At 39.5% G+C, this 25,748-nt stretch carries 23 protein-coding genes; 10 read left to right on the top strand and 13 right to left on the bottom strand.

Going from position 1 to position 25,748, the window contains the following annotated elements; translation table 11 throughout:
- Positions 1-6 precede the first annotated feature (6 nt).
- The gene (locus IW510_RS13725; RefSeq protein WP_202060578.1) at positions 7-1,194 is read right to left on the bottom strand and encodes a VanZ family protein; all 1,188 of its coding nucleotides are present in this window, start codon (positions 1,192-1,194) and stop codon (positions 7-9) included.
- Positions 1,195-1,386: 192 nt separating this feature from the next.
- Here IW510_RS13725 and IW510_RS13720 point away from each other — a divergent pair, with 192 nt between their 5' ends.
- From IW510_RS13720 to IW510_RS13710, 3 genes are all read left to right on the top strand, one after another.
- Complete coding sequence (locus IW510_RS13720) at positions 1,387-1,716, top strand: hypothetical protein (RefSeq protein WP_202060576.1); 330 nt, start codon at positions 1,387-1,389, stop codon at positions 1,714-1,716.
- A 114-nt stretch (positions 1,717-1,830) separates the two neighbouring features.
- Complete coding sequence (locus IW510_RS13715) at positions 1,831-2,481, top strand: putative ABC transporter permease (protein WP_202060574.1); 651 nt, start codon at positions 1,831-1,833, stop codon at positions 2,479-2,481.
- Positions 2,482-2,548: 67 nt separating this feature from the next.
- Positions 2,549-3,949, top strand: coding sequence for a glutamate decarboxylase (locus IW510_RS13710; protein WP_202060572.1), 1,401 nt, complete (start codon positions 2,549-2,551; stop codon positions 3,947-3,949).
- A 159-nt stretch (positions 3,950-4,108) separates the two neighbouring features.
- Here IW510_RS13710 and IW510_RS13705 read toward each other — a convergent pair whose 3' ends face one another.
- From IW510_RS13705 to IW510_RS13685, 5 genes are all read right to left on the bottom strand, one after another.
- On the bottom strand, positions 4,109-4,450 hold the full coding sequence (locus tag IW510_RS13705; RefSeq protein ID WP_202060570.1) for a zinc ribbon domain-containing protein YjdM: 342 nt from the start codon (positions 4,448-4,450) through the stop codon (positions 4,109-4,111).
- 444 nt (positions 4,451-4,894) lie between these two features.
- Entirely contained in the window at positions 4,895-5,848 is a 954-nt protein-coding gene (locus IW510_RS13700; RefSeq protein ID WP_202060569.1) for a DHH family phosphoesterase, read from the bottom strand.
- Between the two features lie 12 nt (positions 5,849-5,860).
- The gene (locus tag IW510_RS13695; RefSeq protein ID WP_202060568.1) at positions 5,861-7,195 is read right to left on the bottom strand and encodes a DRTGG domain-containing protein; all 1,335 of its coding nucleotides are present in this window, start codon (positions 7,193-7,195) and stop codon (positions 5,861-5,863) included.
- 9 nt (positions 7,196-7,204) lie between these two features.
- Positions 7,205-7,885 carry a metal-dependent hydrolase gene (locus tag IW510_RS13690; RefSeq protein WP_202060567.1) on the bottom strand — a complete coding sequence of 227 codons (681 nt, stop codon included), beginning with the start codon at positions 7,883-7,885 and terminating at the stop codon, positions 7,205-7,207.
- Between the two features lie 223 nt (positions 7,886-8,108).
- Entirely contained in the window at positions 8,109-8,711 is a 603-nt protein-coding gene (locus IW510_RS13685) for a TetR/AcrR family transcriptional regulator (RefSeq protein WP_202060565.1), read from the bottom strand.
- A 545-nt stretch (positions 8,712-9,256) separates the two neighbouring features.
- Between IW510_RS13685 and IW510_RS13680 the strand changes: the two genes are divergently transcribed.
- From IW510_RS13680 to IW510_RS13660, 5 genes are all read left to right on the top strand, one after another.
- Positions 9,257-10,387, top strand: a complete 1,131-nt coding sequence (locus IW510_RS13680) for a baeRF6 domain-containing protein (RefSeq protein ID WP_202060564.1) — start codon at positions 9,257-9,259, stop codon at positions 10,385-10,387.
- A 240-nt stretch (positions 10,388-10,627) separates the two neighbouring features.
- Positions 10,628-11,029, top strand: a complete 402-nt coding sequence (locus IW510_RS13675; protein ID WP_202060563.1) for a hypothetical protein — start codon at positions 10,628-10,630, stop codon at positions 11,027-11,029.
- Between the two features lie 496 nt (positions 11,030-11,525).
- Entirely contained in the window at positions 11,526-11,726 is a 201-nt protein-coding gene (locus tag IW510_RS13670) for a cold-shock protein (RefSeq protein ID WP_086275065.1), read from the top strand.
- Positions 11,727-11,932: 206 nt separating this feature from the next.
- A complete protein-coding gene (rsxC, locus tag IW510_RS13665; protein ID WP_202060562.1) occupies positions 11,933-13,243 on the top strand; it encodes an electron transport complex subunit RsxC in 1,311 nt (436 codons plus the stop codon).
- A 2-nt stretch (positions 13,244-13,245) separates the two neighbouring features.
- Positions 13,246-14,241: an RnfABCDGE type electron transport complex subunit D gene (locus IW510_RS13660; protein WP_202060560.1), complete on the top strand. Its 996-nt coding sequence runs from the start codon at positions 13,246-13,248 to the stop codon at positions 14,239-14,241.
- 102 nt (positions 14,242-14,343) lie between these two features.
- Here the strand turns inward: IW510_RS13660 and icd are convergent, their stop codons facing one another.
- The 6 genes from icd to IW510_RS13630 form a co-directional block, all read right to left on the bottom strand.
- Positions 14,344-15,597 carry an NADP-dependent isocitrate dehydrogenase gene (gene icd / locus IW510_RS13655; protein WP_202060792.1) on the bottom strand — a complete coding sequence of 418 codons (1,254 nt, stop codon included), beginning with the start codon at positions 15,595-15,597 and terminating at the stop codon, positions 14,344-14,346.
- Between the two features lie 20 nt (positions 15,598-15,617).
- Complete coding sequence (locus IW510_RS13650; protein WP_202060558.1) at positions 15,618-16,760, bottom strand: citrate/2-methylcitrate synthase; 1,143 nt, start codon at positions 16,758-16,760, stop codon at positions 15,618-15,620.
- A gap of 13 nt (positions 16,761-16,773) precedes the next feature.
- Positions 16,774-19,452 (bottom strand): aconitate hydratase AcnA, encoded by a 2,679-nt coding sequence (gene acnA, locus IW510_RS13645; protein WP_202060556.1) that lies wholly within the window; start codon positions 19,450-19,452, stop codon positions 16,774-16,776.
- Positions 19,453-19,890: 438 nt separating this feature from the next.
- The gene (locus IW510_RS13640) at positions 19,891-20,430 is read right to left on the bottom strand and encodes a GNAT family N-acetyltransferase (RefSeq protein ID WP_202060555.1); all 540 of its coding nucleotides are present in this window, start codon (positions 20,428-20,430) and stop codon (positions 19,891-19,893) included.
- A 276-nt stretch (positions 20,431-20,706) separates the two neighbouring features.
- Entirely contained in the window at positions 20,707-21,153 is a 447-nt protein-coding gene (locus IW510_RS13635; RefSeq protein ID WP_202060554.1) for a hypothetical protein, read from the bottom strand.
- A 54-nt stretch (positions 21,154-21,207) separates the two neighbouring features.
- Entirely contained in the window at positions 21,208-21,588 is a 381-nt protein-coding gene (locus IW510_RS13630) for a PH domain-containing protein (protein WP_202060553.1), read from the bottom strand.
- A gap of 298 nt (positions 21,589-21,886) precedes the next feature.
- On the opposite strand from IW510_RS13630, the gene IW510_RS13625 reads away from it, so the two are divergent.
- Positions 21,887-23,110: a YdcF family protein gene (locus tag IW510_RS13625; RefSeq protein WP_202060551.1), complete on the top strand. Its 1,224-nt coding sequence runs from the start codon at positions 21,887-21,889 to the stop codon at positions 23,108-23,110.
- A gap of 659 nt (positions 23,111-23,769) precedes the next feature.
- Here the strand turns inward: IW510_RS13625 and IW510_RS13620 are convergent.
- On the bottom strand, positions 23,770-24,975 hold the full coding sequence (locus IW510_RS13620; RefSeq protein ID WP_202060549.1) for a serine/threonine-protein kinase: 1,206 nt from the start codon (positions 24,973-24,975) through the stop codon (positions 23,770-23,772).
- A gap of 175 nt (positions 24,976-25,150) precedes the next feature.
- Here IW510_RS13620 and IW510_RS13615 point away from each other — a divergent pair, with 175 nt between their 5' ends.
- Positions 25,151-25,576, top strand: a complete 426-nt coding sequence (locus IW510_RS13615; protein ID WP_202060547.1) for a helix-turn-helix domain-containing protein — start codon at positions 25,151-25,153, stop codon at positions 25,574-25,576.
- The last annotated feature ends 172 nt before the right edge of the window (positions 25,577-25,748 follow it).

Genomic DNA, 25,748 nt, shown 5'->3' with positions numbered 1-25,748 from the left:
TAAATTTCAGTCTAGCTCGCTGCTTTTTTCAAACTTTTCCTTTACCTTAATTGTACTGACAGTATAAGTGTGACTGGCTTTCTCATAAAATAGCCGTCTTCTTTTCTTCAAAATAGAGTAGCCAATGTTAACAACAAAAAGTGTGTTCAACAAAAAGCAAAGTATCGTCAAAATGAAGCTGACAATTTGAAGCCAACGATTGCCTGAGTTCAGCCAATTTGAAGCATAGGCTAAAAAAGCCGAACTAAGACTAAAAATATAATAAAAATAGCCATATCTCATCAATAGTGCCCGAAAACGAACGTTAGGCTGTCCTTCTTCCATCACTCTGATTCGTACAATCTTTTTCCCAACCGTCTGCCCATTCCAACAGGCAGGAAGCACCATGAATACTAAAAAAACAGTGAGGAAGAACATCCAACGGCTGTCAAACACATGAACCTGTGCATCCCATGCTTTATATTGAGGAATCAGCTGCAGGAAAATCTCAAGTATAAACGACACGAACCAAATCATTATCCAATCAATCATGAATGCAGCAAACCTTCGAAAAATAGTAACATCCTGTCCTTTTTTATACGCAGCCTCATCAATATCCGTTCGTGTCGGCAACAAGAATGTAAATACCGGGGTCACTGCGTATCCAATCGCAGCACCTAATGTATTATTAATCAGATCATTTACATCTGCCAAACGATAAGGACGTGGGTAGATAAAATACAATCCGCTAAGCTGTGTCAACTCAAAAAAGAGTGAGAGTAGGAATCCTGAAAAAACAACTTTTTTAAACGAGAATTTGAAATAATACCTTAAATAAATACCAAAGGGTACTAGCAATAAAATATTAAAGAGCGGCTCTAAAACAACACCCTGCTTTAATGCGGGAAGATAGGTACTGGGATTCCCCAGAACTAAGGTTGTCTCATCTAAAAAGCGAACAACAGTATAAAACGGACGTAGTTCAATAATCTGGCTCGTATAATGAGCCACTTCCGCTCGAGGGGGCAATGGCAAAATAATTAGAAAATATGCACACAATAAATAGAAGACAAATGAATAAAGAATGAGTGCTCTTCGAAATAGAAAGGTTCCATACTTTCTATACTCATAAATGATGAAAACAAATGAAATAGCAAATGCCAAAAATGGAAAAATAAAAATAGCTGTTTTGATTGGCCCTTCATATGCCTGCATACTGTTTCTCCCCCTTCGTTATCTCCAGTCTATAAAAAAAACACCGATTTGTCATTTCAAGCGACTAGAAAAGGGATTTTTTGAAAATTATGACGATTACGGGTATCATAAGGAGAAGAGTTTTTTAGCGGTCTGCCTATTCATATCCACCCTGAAAAATACTGCATAATTTGATTGCAAGGAGGAAAAATCATGCTCAACGGCTATTTTGCTTTCGGCGTTCCTTTATTTTTGATTCTTCTCTACTTAATCGTTGAATGGATTAGAAAAAAATCACATATTCAATATTATCTTGGATTCATTCTGTTATTGATTGCTTCGTTTCTGACCGTTTTCAGCTTTCAGGTGCTTCAGGAATTCTGGTCAGCAGATACACATTTAGAGCTTCAGCTTGGCTACTCTCCCGAGATTTTATGGCTTCCTTTGATTATGGGTCTCTTGCTAGTCGTGTTGAACTGCTGGCGTGGTATCAGAAGGATTTACCAATTTCAGCAAGAGCGGAAGGAACACCATACAGGCTGATTACTCTATACTCTTATCCATTGGTAGATAACTGAATCCGCAATCGATTTCACTTTGCCGACTACAGGATAACCACACAGATTACAGTACTTTTTATGTGAAAAGGATACGATTATGAAAAATAACGAGCTGTCCATTGCTGAAAGAATTATAGAGGATTTAGAAACCTTTCACTACATCCAGCTACTAACTTACTTATTCGTCTTCGGTTTTTTTGGCTGGCTTTTTGAAACCACAGTGGTACTCATCAACTTCCATGAGTTCACCTTTCGAGGACTCTTTTTTGCCTACAGAGACCTTCACTATTATTTACCTAACCTTCCAGTAGATTCAGTACTGGGAAGCATGCGTGTAATCTGGGGATTGCCGGTAATTGATATGTACGGCTATGGAGCAATTTTAATTATTTACTCGCTTCGACATTTAAAAAATGAACCAATCAAGCTGTTTTTCTGGGGAATGAGCTTCATGACTCTTTTTGAGCTTTTGGGCAGTTATTTCTGTTCCGACATTCTCCATCATTCTTACTGGAATTATTCCCATGAATTCATGAATTTTCAGGGGCGTATTTGCCTGCAGTCAGCAATTGTCTGGGGACTTCTATCTGTTATCACCATTCAATGGCTCAAGCCTCAAGTAGATAAACTTTATTACAAGTGGCGAAAAAGAGCACATTTTAGTACCATCATTATTCTGCTTACAATTTATTTCGTTATTTGTTCCTTAACAAAATATGTAATTGCCCCCGGAATTATCCCAAATTGATGTAATCTCGGTACTATAATTACTTTTCTACGCCAAATCAAATCACTATATCTGGAGGTTGGTAGCAATGCTTTATGGAAAAAGAGATCGTGATGAAACTGACTTTTTAGAACCAATTTTTGGCTCAGAAAGCGAAAAGGTTGATTTACCTAAATACAAATTGAATGAAGAATCAATTGAACCCCGCACCGCATTTCAGCTTGTTCAGGATGAAATGCTAGATGAAGGAAATGCTCGTTTAAATCTGGCAACCTTTTGCCAAACCTATATGGAGCCTGAGGCAGTTGAATTGATGCGCTTGACATTAGATAAAAATGCAGTGGATAAATCTGAATACCCACGAACTGCTGAAATTGAGAATCGCTGCGTAAATATGATTGCCTCATTGTGGCATGCCCAAGAGACCGAACAATTTATAGGTACATCAACGATTGGCTCGTCTGAAGCATGTATGTTGGCCGGCTTAGCCATGAAATTCTCATGGCGAAAGCGTGCGGAAAAATTAGGAGTGGATACCGCTGTAAAAAAACCAAACTTGGTTATTTCATCCGCTTATCAGGTTTGCTGGGAAAAGTTCTGTGTCTATTGGGATATCGAATTGCGTGAAGTACCCATTGATGAAAACCATATGTCACTCAACCTAGGTACCGTCATGGATTATGTTGATGAATACACCATTGGCATCGTTGGTATATTGGGTATTACTTACACCGGCCGCTATGATGATATCAAAGCCTTAAACAATCTCGTTGAAGCCTATAACTCTCAAACTGAGCACAAAGTATATATTCATGTCGATGCAGCATCAGGTGGTCTGTATACACCTTTTGTAGAACCCGATTTGATTTGGGATTTTCAACTGAAAAATGTTCTTTCCATTAATGCCTCTGGTCACAAATATGGACTAGTATACCCTGGTGTCGGTTGGATTGTTTGGCGAGATAAGCTGTATCTACCTAGCGAGCTTGTCTTTGATGTCAGCTATTTGGGAGGAGAGCTACCGACAATGGCTATCAATTTTTCTCATAGCGCTGCACAATTAATCGGTCAATATTATAACTTTGTACGCTATGGCTTCAATGGCTACCAGGCAATACACGAGAGAACCCATGAAATTGCTGTTTTTCTAGCAAAGGAAATTCAAAAAACAAATTGCTTTGACATTATCAATGATGGCTCACAGTTACCATTGATTTGCTACAAATTAAAAGCCGATTCAAAAACAGAATGGACACTTTATGATTTATCTGATCGTTTATTGATGAAGGGGTGGCAAATTCCAGCATATCCGCTTCCTAAAGCGCTGGACACAACCGTTATTCAACGAATCGTTGTTCGTGGTGATTTTGGCATGAATATGGCTGCCGATTTTATTGAGGATTTCAATGAAGCAATTCACGCCTTAAATAACGCACATCTTGTCTACCATAAACCGGAAGAAATCAAAAAATATGGCTTCAGCCATTAAGACACCGTTATTTATTATCACGAGGATAGTAGTAGGTTCACAACATCAGGGGCTTGAGGCACAATTGATTATCGACACTTATAAATGGGTACTCTACTCCTATCTTTTAATTCTCTTAAAAAAAAATAAGGGCAGCAAATTTCAAGCTACCCTTATTTTTTATGCCTTTTTAACAAACTCAGATTTCAGCTTCATTGGTCCAAAGCCATCTACTTTACAATCGATGTTATGACCATCGCTGCTTTCAACTAAACGGATGTTTTTAACCTTTGTTCCTTGCTTAATCGCTCCGCTTGCTCCTTTTACTTTCAAATCTTTGATGACAGTGACTGTATCGCCATCAGCAAGTACATTGCCATTCGAATCCTTAATTGCTGAATCATTTTCCTCCACAGCATCTCCCGGTGTCCATTCGTGAGCGCATTCTGGGCAAATCATCATTCCCCGATCCTCATATGTATACGTTGATCCGCATTCCGGACAGTTTGGTAAAGTTTCCATGTTCGTTCTCCTTTATAAATTAATGATAGAATCTGCTAGGTAACTAGCCGATTCTTTGTTTCCTTTGGTCCGATAGCCAAGCAAGCTAGGCTTTGTGCTTTGCTTCGAGAATCGAAATGACGTGAGACTCGTAGAAGCACTTTTTCAAGTGAGCCATGGCATCAAGCTCAAAGCTTTCGAATTTGTGAAAACGCTAAAGATGCTGGGGTTTTCCTTAGCATTATTGATACTAAATAACATCTTTTTCATTCTATCGTATTTCAGTCAAAAAGAAAAGAGTAGCCAAAAACTCTTTTTCAGAGGAATAAATATGGGCGTAGCTGAACACTTGGAACAGCTACCCAAAGGCATCAGGTAGCTATAAAAACCATTTCTATTCTTAAGCACAAAAAAAGAGGATTGGCAGATTACTCATTCCAATCCTCTTTACTCTGTTATTACTCTCTACTCCTTACGGAACGCCTGACAAGCCTGCTGAATTTCCGCATAGATTTCATTAACCTCGTCCATATCTCTGGCATTGGCTCCGCTTGCCAGCGGATGACCGCCCCCATGATGACGTTTCGCGATTTCATTAATTACAGGCCCTTTCGAGCGAAGGCGAACACGATAATATCCTTCCGGCTGTTGAACAAACAGCCCCCATGCCAGCACTTCATCAATTGTTCCAGGCAATGGAACAACAGCGGCGGTTTCTGAATCAACCACTCCAAACTCTGTAAGTTTCTCTTGAGAAATAAGGACTTTCCCTGCTCCGACGGCATCGACAGCAAGATTTTGATATACGTAACCGGCAAGCTTCGCAACAGACATAGAAATCTGCTCTAACTCTCGGTTCAGCGCTGTGGCATCAAATGCATACCCACGCAATACAGCAGCAACCTCTAAGGTATGAGCGGTTGTTGCAGGATATAGGAAACGCCCCGTGTCACCAACGATTCCCGCATATAGTAATCTGGCCGCATTATCCGTCAAAACCAATTCATCCTGAAATGCCAGATAAAAATCCATAATCATCTCACTACAGCTGCTTGCATTCGTGTTTACCCACACCAAATCTCCATAAGGCTCATCATTTGGATGGTGGTCGATTTTAATTAGCTTTTCTCCTAGTGAATAGCGATTGTCACTAATCCGCGGAGAATTCGCTGTATCTGTTACAATGACTAAAGCATCCTGATAAACGCTATCCTCCACATCCTCCATCACGGCTAAAAATTCCAAGCCTTCTACTGGACCACCAACCTGATAAATCGTTTTTTTAGGAAAGCTGGCACGAAGCATTTCTGCCAAACCGACCTGTGAGCCGATAGCATCAGGATCCGGTCGTTGATGGCGATGGATAATAATTGTTTCATAACTTTTAATCATCGAGAGAATATCATTTCTCACACTCATTCTTTCTTCCTCCTACGAACGCTCCATTACCTGACATACAACGATAGCTTTCGCTACCAACGCATTTTCCAGATAAATTTCTACATCCAGCTTGGCTGAACGTCTTCCTAGTTCTAAAATTCTTGGGCGAATATCTAAATCACTTTCCAGCTGAATCAAACGCAGATAGTGAAGATTGACTTGCTCAATCAGCACATTTCTTTTTTGATTGACAATCATTGTCCGCTGCGTGACATTAGAAACAATTTCGCTTAACACACCAAAAGAAATTGTTCCGACCCCATTAACCATTTGCGGAGTTACATGGAAAGTAAAGGATGGTGTTTCCAGTTTCCCCTTCTCCTGATTCTGGTCTTCTGCAATTACAACCTCACCTGAGATTTGATCGGAAATCGTATCTGCTATCTGAGTTTGCCGTTGCACAAGCTGCATTGCTTTCATGACGTCCTGCCGAGAAACCAAACCGATTAAAGAGAAATCATCCTCTACCACTGGCATGACTTCCAGTCCATCCCAAATCATTTGGTGACTGACACTAGCCACACTCATCGTCTTTTTGACGACAATCGGTTCTTTTGTCATCACCTTATCAATCGTTGTCACATCATTTTTGCCAATGACATCCTTTGCCGTAATGATTCCAACAAGCCGCATGTTTTTATTAACAACAGGAAAACGAGAATGGGTAGTTCCTTCGGACAGCTTTTGATAATCCGCAATTGTGTTCGTAACACTTAAATAATTTGTCTTCTCAAGCGTCGTATAAATATCACTGACTAGCATGATATCCTTTTTGATTAGCTGATCGCTCAAGGCACGGTTAATCATTGTGGCAACCGTAAACGTATCGTACGTTGTCCGCAACACCGGCATTTCCAGTTCATCCGCCAGCTTTTCAATTTCTTCGTCGGTGTCAAATCCTCCGGTGATTAGTACTGCTGCGCCATTCTCCAAGGCAAGCTTTTGAACCTCATGACGATTTCCGACAATCATCAACGAGCCTGGTGTAATATAGCGCACCATTGCCTTTTTGGTCATCGCCCCAATCACAAACTTGTTTAATACCTTATCAAGCCCAGCAGAACCGCCCAAGACATCTCCTTCAATGATTCGGACCACTTCTCCAAAGGTCAACTTTTCTATATGTTTTTTTAGTTTTCGTTCAATTCGAATCGTCCCTACGCGTTGAATCGTAGAAACCAACCCGATATTTTCAGCATCCTTGATTGCCCTGTAGGCCGTTCCTTCACTGACACCCAAGTTTTTTGCGATGCTTCTAACTGAGATTCTATCGCCAATTGGCAGGCCTTCAATATGCTGTAAAATTTGATCATGTTTTGTCGCCATAGTATCCTCCTATAGTTCTATACTGTCTCCAACCATCATGATTTTGCCAACACCCGGTTTTAACCGCTCAACAAATGCCGAAGCATCCTGACGAATCAGCTCAAAGGTATTGTAGTGAATCGGCACAACTGTTTTGGCATTGATGTACTCAGCTGCAATGGCTGCTTCTTCAGGTCCCATCGTGAAATTATCTCCAATAGGAAGAAAAGCAATATCAATATCATAAAACTTATTCAACAAAGCCATATCCGTGAATAACGCCGTATCGCCGGCATGATAAATGGTTTTTCCTTCTGCCTGAAAAATGATGCCTGCCGGTTCTCCCATATATAAGGTCTCCCCTTGATAATCATAACCGGAGCTATGTAATGCCGGTACAAACTGCACTCGTCCAAAGAAAAATTCATGTTTGCCGCCTAAGTTCATACCGTGGCTCGAAATGCCCTGTTTCTCTGCAAAATTAGCAATTTCTACTATACTTACAAGTAACGCATCATTCTTTTTTGCAATGGGAACCATATCGCCAAGATGGTCATCATGACCATGTGTAACAAGAATTACATCTGTGTTTACCTCATCGCTAATCAAATCACTGACTGGGTTTCCAGTTATAAATGGATCAATCAAAAGGTTGCTTCCATCGCTTAATTGTATCTCTACACATGAATGACCATGAAAAATCAGTTTCATTTTCTGCCTCCCTGCTCAAACAAAAGCATCAGCCCTCTACAGTATGCTGTATCTCTTCTCTGTAAATTATAGCAGAAAAAAACAAATTTTAGTACAGTTTTTGATTGGCAGTATAACAGATGCTTATTCTTCTAAAAAAATAAAGAAAGACTCCCGCAAGAATCCTGCAGCAGTCTTTGAATTATTTCTTTATCATTTTTTACTATCCACTGTTATACTTTGCCTATTTTGCCACTTCAATTCGTTCAAATATTTCAATAGGCGATGATGTCATACACTCTGCTAACAATCTGGCCATTTCCTCCGGAGGCTGTATCGCACCTTCACGAATCCATTTTTTTACAATTGCAATTGCACCGGCAAAAACAAATTCTAACTGAAAATCCTCTAAAACAGAGATTTTTTTCTTTATTTTCCCTCTAACTACATCCGTGTAGACCTTTTCGAGTCGCTCTATAAACTGGCTGTCACCGTGCACTCCAAGAAAAATTTGCGCCACCTCTTTTCGGTCATACAAAAACTTCATTAGCTGCAGACAAGCAACTCGAAACAGCTCTTCCAAGGTTGCTGACTCATCTAGTTGCTTTTCTATAAGAGAAACACCAATATATTTCGTCACTATCTCCTCAAAGTTTCGATAAATATCCTCCTGAACTTCCTCTAATACAGCATATTTATCTGTAAAATGTAAGTAGAAGGTGCCTCGATTGATTTTCGCTTCCTTTGCTATACTCGCAACGGTAATTTTTTCAAAGCCGCATTCATTTAGTAATTTCATAAAGACATCAACAATATGCCTTCTGGTTTTTTCTGCTTTCGTTGACATATACTCTCCCATTTTCCTAAAATCAAAATTTCTTTTCAAATGACAAGGTACTTCTCATTTTTTGACCTTAAGAAATATCCCTTCTATTTTCTTCATGATAAGATAGCTGGAATAAAAAATCAACAGTGTGTTGAGAAATCGACTGCTTCAAATTACTGCTTAGCTTTTTACGAATGTAGAGCACAAAAAAAAACCACCACATCGGGTAATGTGGTGGAAATGAAGGTTGTTATTTACTCTTGGTAGGAGTAAGTATGAAAAACCAATTCGGGATAATTGGCATACACCTATTTTATTACAGATTGAAACGGCAAACATGAGGAAGCTCTATGGATTTATTAAATTTTCCATGAGAAAACCGCTATTTGTCCCTATTTTCAGTTAATCATATCATTTTAAACATTCTTGTCCTTGTGCTACACTTTTTATATATAAATCTTGTTAAATACAGCATCTTTCCTTTACTGATCGTACAAGCAAAGAAATACTACTATTTAGCAGGTTGTATAGCGCTAGAAAACGTTTCACTATAGGAGGAATCGATTATGTCAGATAATGGAAAAACTCGTTTTAATGAACTATTCTCAGATGAAATTCAAGGTCCTTTTGTCACGTTTGTTTTGAATACCCATGTCGCTCATCAAGATATCAGTAAAGACATTCTTGCCTTCAAGAATTTGGCGAAAGCTGCAAAAATACGTTTTGAAAAACGTTTTGCCGATTTTGACTGGGCTCCTTTCCAGAAAAAAATCAATGATTTAGAAGCGGATGCCGCATTTTGGAGGAATACAACAAAAAGCATCACGATTATTTTTACAAAAGATGAAACGTTCTTATATAAATTAAATGTCCCGGTGGATGACCAATACTATGTTGGGAAAAAGCCTTATCTATTAGGGATTATTAAGGATCAGCAGTTCACCTATGACTACTACCTCCTTGCTTTGAATAGAGATTCTATGTCACTTTATCTTGTGAATGGACAGCAGGTATCTGCGGTAGAATTACCGGAGGATGCTCCTACTGATTTGGTCGGTACGCTTGGTGATGAGCTGACCGGAGGCAATCTGAATTATTCAACGAAAGCCGGTTCAGGCTACAATGGTTCCGGAAAAGAAGGTGTTGCTTATCACGGGATTAACCCTAAAGATGAAGAGGTTGAAATCGATTGGGTTAATTACTATCAAGCAATTGACACTTATTTCAAGGATACTTTTGAAAATCCTGACAAGCTGCCGATTTTCCTCTACGCATTGCCTGAAAACCAAGCGATGTTCAAAAAACTGGCAAAAAATCCTTATTTAAATACAACTGCAGCTGTCTCAGCTTCACCGGCACAGGTTTCTCTAAAAGAAATCAAAGTCGGTGCTCAAAAGATTACTCAGGAGCTGGAACAACTGGAAACAGCCTCTTATAATGAACTGTTGGATAAGAAGTTTGTCGATCAGCTGGTTGATATTGTTCCGGCAGCCAGTGAAGGACGACTGTCTCACTTCTTTATTGCTACTTCCAATTTTATTAACGAAACGACAGAAATGTCGTCTATTGAATTTGATCGAAGAAAGCTGTTGAATAATACGGCCTATGCTGTTATCAAAACAGGTGGAAAAGTGTTTGTCTTAGACCAACAGGCAGCACCTGATGAAAAATCCTTAGCAGCTATTTTAAGATACTGATACTTTCTGCAACTAAAAAAGACACGAAGCTGAGTAATCAACCAGCTTCGTGTCTTTTCGCTTGTCAAAGTATGCATTTTGCAGGTTCAAAACCTGTTCATTTTATGATAAAGTAAGAGAAAACCGTCTGACAGCGACTTACTGAATGTAAAAAGAAAAAGATTGTTATGGTATAAGATAAGAGATTACCCGTAGTTTTATTGATTTTTCCTGTCGGATGATGAAAGGAGTAGAAACAAAATGAACAACCCCAAAAAATACAGTAGAAAAGAACCTAAACCGCCAAATTTTTTCATTGGAATGGCGTTACTGGCGATTGGCTTATTTCTATTTTTCAATCAGCTCACTGTTAGTTCTTCTTGGTTTAGCTACAGCATGTTTCGAATTGGCGGCTTTGGTATTTCAAATGGCTGGACAGTTATCCCTCTAGTTATTGGTATTGTTATGATATTCAATAATACTAAATCAATTATTGGTCGGATTTTAGCCATCGCCGGTGCACTTCTGATTGTTGTCAGCATCGTTATGACTGTCCATATTCGTTTGTCTAGGACGTCTTTGTTTTCCTATATCGTGATGCTCACTCTAATTATCGGCGGCGCTAATTTGATGTTCAAATCCATTCTGCCAAAGCGACGCTAGAAAAAAAAACATCCCGAAAATTAGACGTACCCGCAAGGCTTATTCAAGCGTTGCGGGTACTTTTTGATATTAAGTTCATTAAATACTTTATTAGCTAGAAACTCAGGTAAAACTATCTATTAGCGCTCAGCTAATCACTCTCATCTAAACAATTTGAACCCTTCCTACTTTCAAATCTATGCAGCTCCAAGACTGCGCCTTCGGAATAGATTTCATCAAGACGATTACTGTTTCGCTTTCATATTCAAATGCTTAACTTGTATATAGTATACCATTAATTTTTTTGATAGGAGGAAAAATATTTTACACTAATGAAAAATTTAATAATTGGTCTATTTACTATGCAAATGGAAAAATGTATGTTATAGTAATAAATGTAGTTTTTGTTCGGTAATATATGTGTAGTTGTTTCATTGATATAGTAAACATCCTCCACATTTTCACCTTTCAAGTAATTGCAAAATAATTTTTTGAAACATAAGGAGGATTTTCTATCATGGAAACAGGTACAGTAAAATGGTTTAACTCAGACAAAGGTTTTGGATTCATCACTGCTGAAAACGGAAACGACGTTTTCGTACATTTCTCAGCTATCCAAGGCGACGGATTTAAAACTTTAGAAGAAGGTCAAGCAGTTACTTTCGACATCGAAGACGGACAACGCGGACCACAAGCTACTAACGTTAACAAAGCTTAATTCAAATTAAACTTTTAGCCTGACTTCGGTCAGGCTTTTTTGTTTTATATTATTCTTTTATTCATCTCCCCATCCTTTTTCCATCTTCCAATGTATTCTTCAAACTAAACACTTTCCAATTTTATGATGGCACCAAAGGCTCTATTTTTTTTACCTCAAATAGACCATGTTATAATGAAATTATGATATATATTGGAGGAAGTGACATGAGAAAATCGTTTAATGGCGGATTGAATCTTCATGAAAATGATGTCTTGCACTTACGTGGAATCAATAACTATAAAGCTATTGAAACAATTCAGCCTAAAAGAGTATATATTCCTGTTCAACAACACATTGGTGATGCTTCAGAAGTAGTAGTGGAAATTGGAGCGACAGTCACACTAGGACAAACAATTGCAACCAGCGGGGATGGATTAGGCGCTCATATTCACGCAAGTGTATCTGGAACAATTGTTGCTGTAAAACCGATTGATCAAGGACAAGGAGACAAATCACTTTGTGTTGTAATCGAAAATGATTTTCAAGAAACAGTATGCAAAGAAAAGCCCTATTCAATGGATAGATTCACTCAAGAAATGATTGTCGATCGTGTAGAAGCTGCTGGTGTCGTTGGTTTAGGTGGAGCAACTTTTCCTAGTCATGTAAAATTGAGCCCTAGGGAAAATATTCATACATGCATTTTTAATGGCGCAGAATGTGAACCCTTACTTATGGCAGATGCAGCCTTAATGGCTACACAAGGTGAAAAATTATCCAAGGGATGCCAATTAGTACTAAAAGCAGTAGCCGCCAAAGAAGGGATTATCGTCATCGAAGACGATAAGCAAGAAGCAATTTCAGTCATGCGTAAATGGTGTGACTGCATACCAAATCTTACCGTACTTGAAGTCCCTTCCATTTATCCACAAGGGAGTACCGAACTTCTTTTTAAAGCAGTGACAGGTTTAGAGGAACCTACTGGCGGATCTACCAGAGATTTAGGCTATTTAGTCATTAATGTATCTACTACCGCAGCAATTTATGATGCAGTGATGGAGGGCACACCTTTAAGTCATCGAATTTGTTCGGTTGTCGGTGATGTCCAAAATCAAAAAAATGTTCGTTTTCCAATGGGGACTACTGTTAGTGATATGATTGAATTTTGTGGTGGATTTGATGGACCGCCTTCTAAAGTGATTATCGGAGGCTTTATGATGGGTCGAACCATCGATACATTGGATGCTTCATTAACAAAAGCAGCAAACGGATTGATTATTATCAATGAGACGCATGATGAAGACAGTACACCAAGCCCTTGCATTGACTGCGCTCGTTGCGTGAATGTCTGTCCAATAGGACTACTCCCTCATCAATTAGAAAAAAATTACCTAAAACAGAATTGGAAACGCATGAAAAAGCTGTATGCTGACCGTTGTATCAATTGTGGGTGCTGCACTTATATATGCCCTGCCCGCCGACATTTAGCAAAACATATTATTGCCGGGCAGAAGATTATTGAAGAAAGGCAGGCATAATCATGGAAAGAAACCAACAGTTTGAGTCATTCCGTAGTAAGCGATACCCTATGATGGAAGCTTCACCTCATCTGCTCGTTCAAGAAAAAACAAGAAATCTTATGGATCTTGTTTTACTCGCTCTTTTACCAAGTATCATAGCTTCTTTCCTTTTTTATGGTCTTCACTCACTTTTACTTTATGCAATTTCTATTATAACTTGTTTAGCATCAGAGTATCTTTGGTTCAAGATAAAAAAAATAGAAGCATTAAATGACCATTCTGCAATAGTCACAGCAACTTTGTTGGCAATGAGTTTACCAGCCAGTGTTCCATTGTGGTTTCCTATTTTAGGAGGAAGCATTGCAATTATTTTATCCAAAGAACTATTTGGCGGTATCGGAAGAAATATATTGAATCCCGCTTTAGCTGGTAGAGCTGTACTCCGTTTACTTTTCGTTCAAGAAATGTCGGAAAATGTTCAACCACAACTATTTTTCTCTACCCATGGATTAGACGTCGTCTCTTCTCCAACACCATTGATGATTGCTGAATCCGGTGATGGCTTCTCACAAAGGCAAATGCTTGATAACCTCATAGGATTAATTCCCGGTAAAAATGCTGAAACAACAGCTCTCTTACTTCTATTAGGCGGCCTTTTCTTACTTTACAAAAAAGTGATTACTTGGCAAATTCCCATCTGCATGATTGGAACAGTTGCTATTTTAGCTTTGATTGCAGGAAATGGTGATTGGACGATTGCTTTTGCTCATATATTTGGTGGAGCAACAATGCTGGGAGCCTTCTTTATGGCCACGGATTATAGCACTTCTCCTACTACTTCAAACGGACAAATACTTTATGGTATTTGTTGTGGAGCTCTTTTGATGATTTGGCGTACATTCACTTCTATGCCGGAGGGAATGACCTTTGTTTTATTAATCATGAATTGCTTTGTTCCTGTAATTGATTACTTCGTTATCCCTAAACCCTATGGGCAATCTATAAAAAACAATTGAACTGTATAACTACCCTGAACATAAAAAGTAGAAAAGCTCCGTTTCTATTCTTCAAATTTGAGAAGAACAAACGAACCTTTTCTACTTTTTTATTTTAGTTAACTATTTCCTTTGAATCAATTCAACCAGCAACTCACCAAACTCAGAGCATTTCAAGCTTTCAGCTGCCTCCATCTGATCGGCAAAATCTTTCGTCACGGTCTTGTTTTCTATCGCTTCAGCAATACTTTCTGTAATAAGGGTTGCCACTTCCGACCAACCCAGATAATCAAACAATAATGCGCCAGATAATAAGAGTGAGGACGGATTCAACTGATCCAAGCCGGCATATTCAGGAGCCGTGCCATGGGTTGCTTCGAATATCGCATGACCTGATTGGAGATTCATGTTGGCTCCCGGAGCAATTCCGATGCCGCCCACCTGAGCCGCTAAAGCATCCGAAATGTAATCGCCATTCAAGTTCAAGGTAGCAATAACATCATACTCTTCCGGTCGAATCAATATCTCCTGCAAAAAGATATCAGCAATACGATCCTTGATAATCAGCTTGCCTGCTTGTTTCGCTTCAGCCAATGCTCGGTCAGCAGCTTCAAGTCCTTCAGCTGTTTTAACAGCTAGATACTGAGGCCAAGTAAAAACTTGAGTGCCAAATTCCTTTTCCGCCAACTCATAGCCCCATTGCTTAAATCCACCTTCTGTAAATTTCATGATATTGCCTTTATGAACAAGTGTAACAGATGTCCTGTTTTGACTGATTGCCTGTTCAATTGCGCCTCGGACAAGTCGTTCTGTGCCTTCCTTTGATACAGGCTTGATGCCAATTGCCGAGGTTTTTGGAAAGCGAATTTTCTCGCTGCCCAACTCATTTTTCAAAAATGAAATGAGCTTAAGGGCCTCTTCACTTTCAGCAGGAAATTCGATACCCGCATAAATATCCTCAGTATTTTCTCGAAAAATCTGCATATCCGTTCGTTCAGGGTGCTTCAATGGAGATGGCACCCCTTTGAAATAGCGGACAGGTCGATAGCAAATATAAAGATCCAGTTCTTGACGAAGCGTTACATTCAGCGAACGAAAGCCTCCGCCAATTGGTGTTGTCAACGGGCCTTTGATGGCAACGAGATGCTTTCGGATTGTTTCCAGTGTTTCTTCCGGCAGCCAGTCACCTGTTTCTCGGTGCGCCTTCTCTCCCGCAAGCACCTCTTTCCAAGCAACCTTACGTGTTCCTTGATACGCTTTCTCTACCGCTGCATCAAATACCTTTCTGCTGGCAGCCCATATTTCAGGACCAATGCCATCTCCTTCAATAAATGGAATGATTGGCTGATTAGGCACTTGTATTTTCCCTTGATTCATTGTCAGTTGTCCTTCATGCTTCAAGCTTCCATTCCCCCTTCTTCTCTCCGATTAACCGGATACTGCTCATGCCTTTCTCCCACATAAAGCGAACGTGGTCGAATCAGACAATCTTCATTTTTTTGTTCGTAAATATGACCTAGCCAGCCGGAAACTCGGCTCATGGCAAAGAGTAAAGTGAAGAGGTCACTATCAATATTAAGACAATGATAAACCGTTGCTGAATAAAAATCGACATTTGGAATCAAGCCTTTTTTCTCCTTCAGATACTGTTCAATTTGACACGATAAGAAGTACCATTGCTGTTTTCCGGTGGAAGTAGTCAGCTCCTGAGCCATCTTCTTCAGGTGCTTCTTACGCGGGTCTTCTATTTTATATACGCGATGACCAAACCCCATAACCTTTTCTTTACGATCCATTTTTTGGTCAAGGTATTCTTCAGCTGTAAGCTCCCCTTCATCAATCTCTCTGAGCATATCAAAAACTTTCTCATTTGCACCGCCATGAAGAGGTCCCTTTAGAGAACCAATCGCAGCAGTGATGCAGGAATAAACATCGGATAGAGTTGAAGCACAAACACGTGCAGTAAATGTGCTGGCATTGAAATCATGATCGGCATGAAGAACCAGCGAACGGTTCATCGCCTTCACATGCTCACTATCCGGCTCTTCCCCTGTCAGCATATACAGAAAATTGGCAGCTAAAGGCGTTCCATCCTGCTTAGGAGGAATAGGGTCAAGCCCTCGCCGCAATCGTGCGTATGCCGCAATAATCGTCGGCATCTTTGCTTGAATTGCGATACTTTGATTATAGATTGCCTCACGGTCTGTCTCTTCTGCATCCGGATCAAAAACACCCAAAAGGGAAATTGTCGAACGAAGGACACTCATTGGATGAAGATGCTCACGAGTCTGAATCTTCAAGCTTGTAATAATTGTATCTGAAACCGGCATTTGAGCATAAAGAACCTGTTGAAAGGCTGCCAGCTCTTCTGACGTAGGTACCTGTAAGTACCATAGCAAGTAGATTACTTCTTCAAAAGGAATCTCATTTTCAATCAACTCATCAATATTATATCCGGCAAACAATAATTGGTTATCTACAATCGCACTGATTCGTGTTTCAGAAACGACTACGCCGTCCAGTCCTTTGTGAACCTTCATTTGTGTTCCTCCCTTACTTTTGATTACTTACAGCTTCTTTGGAAAGCTTTTTGCGAATGACCATCGGCAGAATACCGCCATGCTGATAGTAGCTGACATCAACCGCTGAATCAAAACGGACAATCGTCGTAAACGTAACGACCTCTCCATTTTTTTTATATGCTTTTACAACAATTTCATCACCTACAGAGACATCCTCCGAAATAGCTACATCAAATTGCTCTGTTCCATCTAAACCTAAATACTCAGCATCTTCTCCCGCTTGATACTGTAAAGGCAGAATCCCCATCATCACTAGATTCGAACGATGGATACGCTCATAGCTCTTGGCAATTACAGCCTGAACACCCAATAATTGAACCCCTTTGGCTGCCCAATCCCGAGATGACCCCATTCCGTAGTCCTCACCGGCAAGAATAATTGTTCCTGTCCCTTGTTCTTTATAGTTCATCGCAGCATCGTATATCGACAACGTATCTCCTGTTGGAAAATACTTTGTATAACCACCTTCTATTTCAGGTACCAGCTGATTTCTAATCCGAATATTTGCTAACGTTCCCCGCATCATTACCTCATGATGTCCTCTTCTAGAGCCATAGGAGTTAAAATCTCGAACGGTGACACCATGCTCTGTCAGATAACTGCCTGCCGGACTATTTCGCTGAATGATTCCCGCTGGAGAAATGTGGTCTGTCGTCACTGAATCACCAAATTTAGCAAGTACAGACAGCCCTTTCAACTCCTTAATCGCTCCAATTTCGGTAGCCATTCCTTCAAAATAAGGTGGATTCGCAATATATGTGGAGCTTTCCTGCCAGTTATACAGCGGCGTTGGCTCTGAATGAAAATTATTCCATTCTTCATTTGCATCGAAGACCTGCTGATAATGGGTTTGAAATAATTCAGGCGTTACCCAGTCATTTACATATTGACGAATCTCTTCCTCTTCAGGCCAGATGTCCTTCAGAAAAACCGGTTCGCCTGATGAGTCATGCCCTAAGGGTTCATTAACCAAATCGATATCCGTCGTTCCTGCCAGCGCATAAAGTACCACTAAAGGAGGCGATGCCAAGTAATTCGCTTTGACCAGCGGATGGATACGGCCTTCAAAATTTCGATTACCACTTAACACACCCGCAAGAAGCAGTTCTTCCTTTTCCATAATCGTTTCTATTTCTTCTCTTAAGCTGCCTGAATTTCCAATACATGTGGTACAGCCATAACCGACGACATAAAATCCCAGCTTCTCAAGATAAGGGAGTAAACCAGCATTTTCCAAGTAAGCAGTCACAACCTTTGAGCCTGGTGCTAATGAGGCCTTAACAAACTTAGGAACCTTTAGTCCTTTTTCTACGGCTTTTTTCGCTACTAGTCCGGCGCTGAGCATCACATGCGGATTTGAGGTGTTTGTACAGGACGTAATTGCAGCAATCGCAACCGCCCCGTCCTTCAGCTTATATTCTTCCCCGTCTAGCTTGACGGAGATTGCTTCACTTTGTACGTCGTCCGCTTTAAACGTCTTCTCAAAGGTCTCCTTCATTTTAGATAAAGGAATCAAATCCTGCGGTCTTTTTGGACCAGCCAAATTCGGTTCAATGGTACTTAAATCTATTTCCACCGTTTGGGAATAGCTGATAGCATCATCTGTTGAGTAATAGAGATGATTTTCCTTCAGATAGGTTTGAGCAACAGCAATAGATTCCTCATCTCTTCCCGTTAACTCTAGGTAACGAATCGTCTCATCATCAACTGGGAAAAAGCCGCAGGTTGCGCCATACTCCGGTGCCATATTGGCAACTGTTGCCCGATCTGCAAGAGTTAAAGAAGACAGTCCTTCACCAAAAAACTCAACAAATTTTCCAACGACCTTGGTTTCTCTCAAAACTTGTGTGACTTTCAAAGCCAAATCCGTTGCCGTTGCTCCTGTTGCTAATTGGTTGATAAAACGTACACCAATAACCTCCGGTACCGGAAAATAGGACGGTTCCCCCAACATACAGGCTTCAGCTTCTATACCTCCCACTCCCCAGCCAAGCACGCCAAGACCGTTGACCATCGTAGTATGGGAGTCTGTTCCAACTAACGTATCAGGGTACACTTCTATCGTTTCTTCATCTATTCTCTTTTGAATCACCACATCTGCTAAGTATTCGATATTCACTTGATGAACAATTCCAGTAGCAGGTGGAACCACACGATAGTTATCAAAAGCAGTCTGAGCCCAATTCAAAAACTTATACCGCTCTTGGTTTCTTTGAAATTCCATTTTCATATTACGCTCTAATGCATATTTATTTCCGGCAACATCTACCTGAACAGAGTGATCAATTACTAAATCAACTGGAATTTCAGGATTGATATTCTGTGGGTCTCCGCCGAATGCTGCATAAGTCTCCCGCAAAGAGGCTAAATCGACAATAACCGGAACCCCTGTAAAATCCTGCAGAATGACGCGAGCCGGTTTAAAAGGAACTTCTCCCTCCACTGTCTTTTCAGGGTTCCAAAAAGCCAGTGCACGAATATGCGCATCTGTAATCTCAAAATCATTTTTTTGGCGAATGAGCCCTTCCAATAATACTCGAATACTATAAGGCAGCTTTGAAAGAGTAATCCCATACTGTTCTTCTAATGCTGCTAATGAATCATAATAATATTTTGTTCCCTTTCGCTCAAAGAAGTGTTTATGCAACATCCAACGTCTTCCTCTCTTCGTTTTCTCATTTTTTTCTAATTTTCAGTTATTATACCTACTTAAAAATAAAATGTAAACACTTTAGCCCTTTTGAAGCCGTAAGTCAGGTCACACAACCATCCCACATCAATGTCAGCATACGTTTCTCATGCAATAGTTATTTATCATTCCCTTAGTATTTATATAGAAGTAAAACCACAAAAACTCATTGTTTTTTAATACTTTTTTCACTTTACATCATTAGAAAGTAGTGATCGATGATTGGATAAAATGAAGCCGCTTTATTCCATTTAAATGTTTTTATCAAAATGATTATTAAATAACAGCTATCTAAACTGCTTGCACTAGGAGACAGAAAAAAACTGCGCCGTGCTTGTAAATACAAGCAAAGCGCAGTTTTCTATTTTTCATGAATTAATTTTTACCACCGCAGTTTTATTACCAATATTCAGGAAGCATAAATGCATCGGAACATCGAACCTTCCCGCGGCAATCTACTGCCTTCTGTTTCTTAGATAAATCTAAAACCATCCATGCATCCTCAAGACCTTTTTTTGTCGGATAAGGCGGTTGGAAGCCTTGCGGCAATGCCGGTCTAAACCCGTGTCTCGGATAATATTCAATATGGCCTAAAACGAAAACAAGATCAACACCCATCCGCTCTAATCGAGATAAGCCTTCTTGAACCAACAGTCCGCCAATTCCTTGTTTTTGGTAGTCAGGCAAGACAGCCAGCGGCCCTAAAATCATGACCGATAACTGTTCTTCAGCACCAACTATACTTCCTTTGGTGAATAAAATATGGCCAATCGCTTGTTGTCCTTCATAGGCCAGCAGTGACATATTGGGCTCAGCTGTTGAATCAGCCACTAACTTTTCTACCAAAATCGCCTCATCGGTTTCGCCAAAAGCTAATTCTTCTATGCTATAAACTGTCTCTTTATCACTTTTATTTGCTTCTTTTACATATCTGTTCATCTTCTACACTCTCCTCGTTGATTATCTATGAGAAAAGCAGATTACCGATAATAAACATAAGTTTTTCAAACAAAAGCCTCCTTCTACAAACTGTACAAAGCCCGAATATGTTTGTGCTGGGAAAAATACATCGTGTTCACTTCCTACACTAGTGATTCCTCAACAATAAAACTATTGATCCGCTTCATATATCTACTATTATAAAAGGTATCAAAAAGAGAAACAACCTCAACTGTAAAACATGACCAGTTTTTCTTTCCTCTATATTTCTACAGATTAGACATGCTGATAAATCAAAACCAGCCCTGTACCAATCAAAGCCTCTATCTCCGTCAACAGCTTTGAAGACAGTCTTTTTTCAGCCTTCCCAATACGAAAGGCATATTCTGCAAAACCACAAGGCCAAGAATACTGTAATTGGCTAAGCATGGTTGTCAGTTGACAGCAGGGGACAACCACATACAAATCAGAGAACCCAGAAGAATGGCAGCGCTCCATTTCTGCACTCCACCAATCGGTAATCGTTTTATTGCAATAAGGACAGCAGACCTGTGAAAAATTTTGACCACTATCGATAAAGCGCAGCTGAGGAAACTGCTCATAGGTAATTGCCGTATCTGATAGAACATGTCTCCTCAACAGCTCCAGCATCTGCTCAGCGGTATCCTCTGATAGTCGATGTCTGGGGTCTGCCGATATAATATATGTATAAGACTCAGACACGATCACTTACCTCACTATTCTTCGTATGATTTCTTTCCAAATCAATCAAAAAGACTATCTCAAGACAGCAGTAGCCAACGCACGTTGAACTTCCAAAATATTCTTGTCTTTGCCAAACTGCAAAACCTCAGCAGGCTCAGCACTGCTGCCCACCCAAATATTTAACTCTGAATCCAAATCAAAATGACCCGACGTTTCCACTGAAAAGCGTGAAATCGAACGATATGGAATACATTTATATTCTGTCTTCTTCCCTGTCATCCCTTGCTTATCAATCAAAATTAAACGCATATCTGTAAATACGACCATATCTCTAATCAACTTATAGGCTAGCTCAACACGTTCCCCCGGCGCTAAAAAATCCCTTAATTTATCTTCTACTTTTTCGGTTGAATGTGCAGAAGCATTTCCAATCATCCCGCTGAATAATCCCATGTACTGTTCCTCCTTGAAGTTATTGAATCAATTATAGCAAATCCCACCAGACAGAGCAAAAACTGCTCGAAATCGTCTCATCCGATTTATTCATTTTAGAGAAGCTTGCTTTCCTTTATTGCCTAAGCCAAGTGAAAGAATAAGAGAGATTATGTTATCTTTTCCACGCTATTTTCGCTATACTAAGTATATAGAATCCTGTAAAAAGGCTATACGACAGCGGAACGGAAGCAATGGCTTTCACTATATAAACCTATTTACAGGAATTGTCTAGCTTATAGGTAAAGGAGTTATTTACATGAAGTTTTATTTCGAAATGTCATTATTTATTTTTTTTGTTTTAGGACTTGTTCTTATTCCTATATGGAATAAGACACGAAAAGAAAAAGGCAATTGGCTGTTGTACGAGCTGGGATGGTTCGGCATCTGCTTTCTCATTTATATACTTCAGCTTGAAGTAAAAGCGGGAAGCTATCTTATCGGTATCCCGCTTGCTTTTCTGGGAATCTTTTTCTTTCTCTATAAAAAAGAAAAACGAAAACTGAGCAACGGTTTACTGTTCAATATTTTTCTTGTCAGCTTTGGCGGCTATTTGGGGTTGCTGGCTATTCAGACACAGGATTCGCTTCTCATCCTTTTTCTGGTTAGCGTCCTTTTCGGGCTCTTGCTTTTGGCTCTGGTTGGGCTGTACGCCTTGATTATCTTCCTTTACTGGAACGCTCTGATTGTTTGGCGAAAGGAAGGTCACTCGTTGGCAAACCTGCTTACCCTGTTTCTTGCAGTTGGGCTAACGGCGCTTCTGATACTTAATTATGTTTCCGGTCATTTTTTACCTTCGTGGATGGCTTCACTCTTTTCCATTATTCCTATACTATTAGGGTATTTTGCAATTGTCTTCTACAACTTTTTGACAATCTCAATTCTCTATCAGTTCAACAGACCTAGATACAATCAAGACTATATTATTGTTTTAGGCGCTGGCTTGATTGATGGAAAACGTGTGCCTCCGCTTCTTGGCAACCGTATTGAAAAGGCGATACAGTTCTATAATAAACAAAAGAAAAAGAACAAAAAAGCACTAAAGCTCGTGATGTCGGGAGGCAAAGGAGATGACGAGCATCTGGCTGAGGGATTGGCGATGAAACAGTTTGCTATGGAAAAAGGGATTCCTGAGGAGGATATTCTTGTGGAAGCAAATTCTGTGAACACCTTAGAAAATATGCGCTTCTCCAAGGAAATTATGAACACAGACTTTGGCAGTGATAAGTATCACGCAATTTTTACAACCAACAATTTTCATTTATTTCGTGCCGGATTGTTTGCTCGACAAGCAGGATTAAAAGCAGATGGTATTGGAGCAAAAACTGCGTTTTATTTTCTTCCGAACGCCTTTTTAAGAGAGTTCGCAGCAATCGTCCTGATGAGGAAAAAAAGACATATGCTTATCTGCGGAACAATCGTTGTATTGATCCTTCTTGTGTCCTTGCTTCAGCTGCTTACCACTTTTTTATCTGCCGGTTAATAAAAAAGCACCAAAAAGGAAATGAAGCAATCCTCACCAGCTTCATTTCCTTTTTTTTATACTTTGAATTAACTCTTTCACTATCTCTTTGGATTACCATTTCTATCTAATTTTCGGTTATTAGAAATAATGAACTAAATAACATAGCTATAGCTCTCCATTTAACTATTCTCTTATAAGCTCTGTCACTTTCATACTGAGCAGCTACCAACAAACAATAATTCATGCAGATTACAAAAAAGGGACAGATAACTTATCTTATTAAAGCAGGCAGCTCCTGATAGGGACAAGAGCTACTCGCCTTTCTATAAACAAGGAGTTTGTTACACGGGGATAACAACAGAATAACTTCACAATGAGATTCGATTAAAAGAGATGGTGACATACCTAGACAATAATTGTTCTCCTAGAACCATTATTAGAGTAAGTAATCAACACCTGTTTTCAATCTCTTCGCTCCGTTTTTTCCACCTTTTTACTTTTCAAAACTGAAGTCTAATTAAACCAACCTTTTCATTTCTTCTGTTATTTAGTTCATCTTTCTATTTTTATCATACTGAATAGAAAAGAAAAAATCTTATGCAATATGCATAAGATAAAAGTAAGAAATCGTTTGATAACTAGTGGAAAGTGTCTCCAGCTTTCCGAGAGACTTATTCTCAGGTTCCTCTCAAATAAAGTGTATACACAATAGCCAACACAAACCAGACAATCGTTAGAAATACATACCCGAAAAACTTTTTCACAACAGAGTTTGAGTTCAACAAGGAAATATGCTTATGAAAATCAAGAAAATTGGCATATAAAAGAAGCGGCAAGATAAAGATAAACAGACAATCGATTGCCCAACGGATTCGCTTCTCAAAGGTATCCTCATAGGATGAACTGGATGTCATAATCATGAACAGGAAAGCATAACCTACGATAGCCAGAAACATTTTCCAAATCTGTCTTGTTCGAAATCCCGGAATGTATTGAAAAGCTCGAAGGACGCCACGAATGATACTTACAAGTGAAAACTCCCTTTTCCACTTCCTATCCTTAGCAAAGGCCAGCTCCTCCTCTTCGTAAAGTTCAGCCTTGGCAGTTTGTTCCTGTAACTCCTCTTCCAGTTGACTCGCATTGTACGGCTCCCCATGACCTCCAGCGGCTGCTCCTGAAAGCTGCGCTTCTACTGCTGCTGCCATCTCTGCAACCTGTTGGTAGCGATCTTTGGGATCTATTTTTGTTGCCTGAATAACAATTGACTGTATCAAAGGATCTTCCGTCAACCGATTTTTAGGATAATCTCGTGTAGAACAAATATTCATGACTACGCCCAGTGAGTAGATGTCACTGCGGGCATCCGATTCGGCAAAACCAAATTGCTCCGGCGCAGCAAACCCTACCGTGCCTAACTGAATCGTGTCATTCTCCTTATCCCCACTTATTCTGCGGACTGCATCAAAATCAATTAGTTTGACTGTCTGATCATTGGTCAGCATAATATTAGATGGTTTGATATCTCTGTGAATCAGGCCCTCTTTATGCAAAGCAGCTAGTGCAGCTAAGATATTCTGCGCCAATCTCAAAATTTCTTCTCCCGACATTGAATCAGAAGCATAGATAATCTCACTCAATGTCTTTCCATGAATATACTCTTCATATAAAAAGACTTTATCTCCCGAAACAATAATCTCTTCAATTTTCGGAAGATTCTTATGTTGTATTTTTTTCAATGTTTCCAAGCTATCTGCTAAAAATCCGGGATACTCCTTCTGTACCCAAAATTTCTGTGTTTTATTATTACGTACCATAAGGGGACCATTTTCTTTATCGGTCAATTGCTCAATATATTTATACCCATTTGCAGCACAACTGTTCATTTCATTGTTCTCCATTTGTTTAACAACCTCACTTGTTTTTTTCACCAACCCAGTTAGAGCCTATCAAAAAAATAAACGTAGTCATAGCTAAATTTTTTTAAATATGCTCGAATATTCTACCAACTTTCACTAAGTCATTGTATACTATTTTTATAACTATTTAAAGGAGTTAACGATGAAAGAAAAGGATACAGATAAGCTGCTACATTCTCTAAAGAAAGCAGAAAACTTCCAAGCAGCACTTTCAGATACAAAGCCTTACACGATTGATAACGAAACTAGTAAACATTTAAATGATTGGCTCATAAAGAAAAACTTAACCAAAGGCAAGGTATTGAGAAAATCAGGAATCACAGAAACGACTGGCTATCAATATTTCGATGGAAAAAGAAAGCCTCCTAGAGAAAAAATGATCGCTCTTTCCATTGGATTTGAGCTTACATTGGAAGAGACAAATACACTTCTAAAAAAAAGCGGCTTTGCTCAGCTATACCCGAAACATCATTGGGATGCTATTGTTATTTACGGAATTAGTCGCCAGCTTTCGATTGCTGAAATTGATGAGCTGCTGTACGAAGAAGGATTGAAAACTTTTACTTAAACCCTTTTTCAGACTCTAAAAAAGAAGATGCGATAATTAACCGAAGAACAAGTAATTATCCACCCGCATAGCGGGTGGCTTTTTAATAGCCCTAGAAGGGCTCATTACTTGCTGCTCCCTTCAAGGGAGCTTTTTAAGAGACCGCCAACCGCTATCTCTCTATTTTTTTCTA

Source organism: Enterococcus sp. BWR-S5 (assembly GCF_016745255.1).
In the GTDB taxonomy this organism is placed as follows: domain Bacteria; phylum Bacillota; class Bacilli; order Lactobacillales; family Enterococcaceae; genus Enterococcus_L.
This window is presented reverse-complemented; position numbering and strand designations above follow the sequence as displayed.

What these genes read in the sequence shown, in the direction of transcription:
- IW510_RS13725 (WP_202060578.1), bottom strand. Translation starts at nt 1,194, where the DNA reads ATGCAGGCATATGAAGGGCCAATCAAAACAGCTATTTTTATTTTTCCA.
- IW510_RS13720 (WP_202060576.1), top strand. Translation starts at nt 1,387, where the DNA reads ATGCTCAACGGCTATTTTGCTTTCGGCGTTCCTTTATTTTTGATTCTT.
- IW510_RS13715 (WP_202060574.1), top strand. Translation starts at nt 1,831, where the DNA reads ATGAAAAATAACGAGCTGTCCATTGCTGAAAGAATTATAGAGGATTTA.
- IW510_RS13710 (WP_202060572.1), top strand. Translation starts at nt 2,549, where the DNA reads ATGCTTTATGGAAAAAGAGATCGTGATGAAACTGACTTTTTAGAACCA.
- IW510_RS13705 (WP_202060570.1), bottom strand. Translation starts at nt 4,450, where the DNA reads ATGGAAACTTTACCAAACTGTCCGGAATGCGGATCAACGTATACATAT.
- IW510_RS13700 (WP_202060569.1), bottom strand. Translation starts at nt 5,848, where the DNA reads ATGAGTGTGAGAAATGATATTCTCTCGATGATTAAAAGTTATGAAACA.
- IW510_RS13695 (WP_202060568.1), bottom strand. Translation starts at nt 7,195, where the DNA reads ATGGCGACAAAACATGATCAAATTTTACAGCATATTGAAGGCCTGCCA.
- IW510_RS13690 (WP_202060567.1), bottom strand. Translation starts at nt 7,885, where the DNA reads ATGAAACTGATTTTTCATGGTCATTCATGTGTAGAGATACAATTAAGC.
- IW510_RS13685 (WP_202060565.1), bottom strand. Translation starts at nt 8,711, where the DNA reads ATGTCAACGAAAGCAGAAAAAACCAGAAGGCATATTGTTGATGTCTTT.
- IW510_RS13680 (WP_202060564.1), top strand. Translation starts at nt 9,257, where the DNA reads ATGTCAGATAATGGAAAAACTCGTTTTAATGAACTATTCTCAGATGAA.
- IW510_RS13675 (WP_202060563.1), top strand. Translation starts at nt 10,628, where the DNA reads ATGAACAACCCCAAAAAATACAGTAGAAAAGAACCTAAACCGCCAAAT.
- IW510_RS13670 (WP_086275065.1), top strand. Translation starts at nt 11,526, where the DNA reads ATGGAAACAGGTACAGTAAAATGGTTTAACTCAGACAAAGGTTTTGGA.
- rsxC (WP_202060562.1), top strand. Translation starts at nt 11,933, where the DNA reads ATGAGAAAATCGTTTAATGGCGGATTGAATCTTCATGAAAATGATGTC.
- IW510_RS13660 (WP_202060560.1), top strand. Translation starts at nt 13,246, where the DNA reads ATGGAAAGAAACCAACAGTTTGAGTCATTCCGTAGTAAGCGATACCCT.
- icd (WP_202060792.1), bottom strand. Translation starts at nt 15,597, where the DNA reads ATGAATCAAGGGAAAATACAAGTGCCTAATCAGCCAATCATTCCATTT.
- IW510_RS13650 (WP_202060558.1), bottom strand. Translation starts at nt 16,760, where the DNA reads ATGAAGGTTCACAAAGGACTGGACGGCGTAGTCGTTTCTGAAACACGA.
- acnA (WP_202060556.1), bottom strand. Translation starts at nt 19,452, where the DNA reads ATGTTGCATAAACACTTCTTTGAGCGAAAGGGAACAAAATATTATTAT.
- IW510_RS13640 (WP_202060555.1), bottom strand. Translation starts at nt 20,430, where the DNA reads ATGAACAGATATGTAAAAGAAGCAAATAAAAGTGATAAAGAGACAGTT.
- IW510_RS13630 (WP_202060553.1), bottom strand. Translation starts at nt 21,588, where the DNA reads ATGGGATTATTCAGCGGGATGATTGGAAATGCTTCTGCACATTCAACC.
- IW510_RS13625 (WP_202060551.1), top strand. Translation starts at nt 21,887, where the DNA reads ATGAAGTTTTATTTCGAAATGTCATTATTTATTTTTTTTGTTTTAGGA.
- IW510_RS13620 (WP_202060549.1), bottom strand. Translation starts at nt 24,975, where the DNA reads ATGAACAGTTGTGCTGCAAATGGGTATAAATATATTGAGCAATTGACC.
- IW510_RS13615 (WP_202060547.1), top strand. Translation starts at nt 25,151, where the DNA reads ATGAAAGAAAAGGATACAGATAAGCTGCTACATTCTCTAAAGAAAGCA.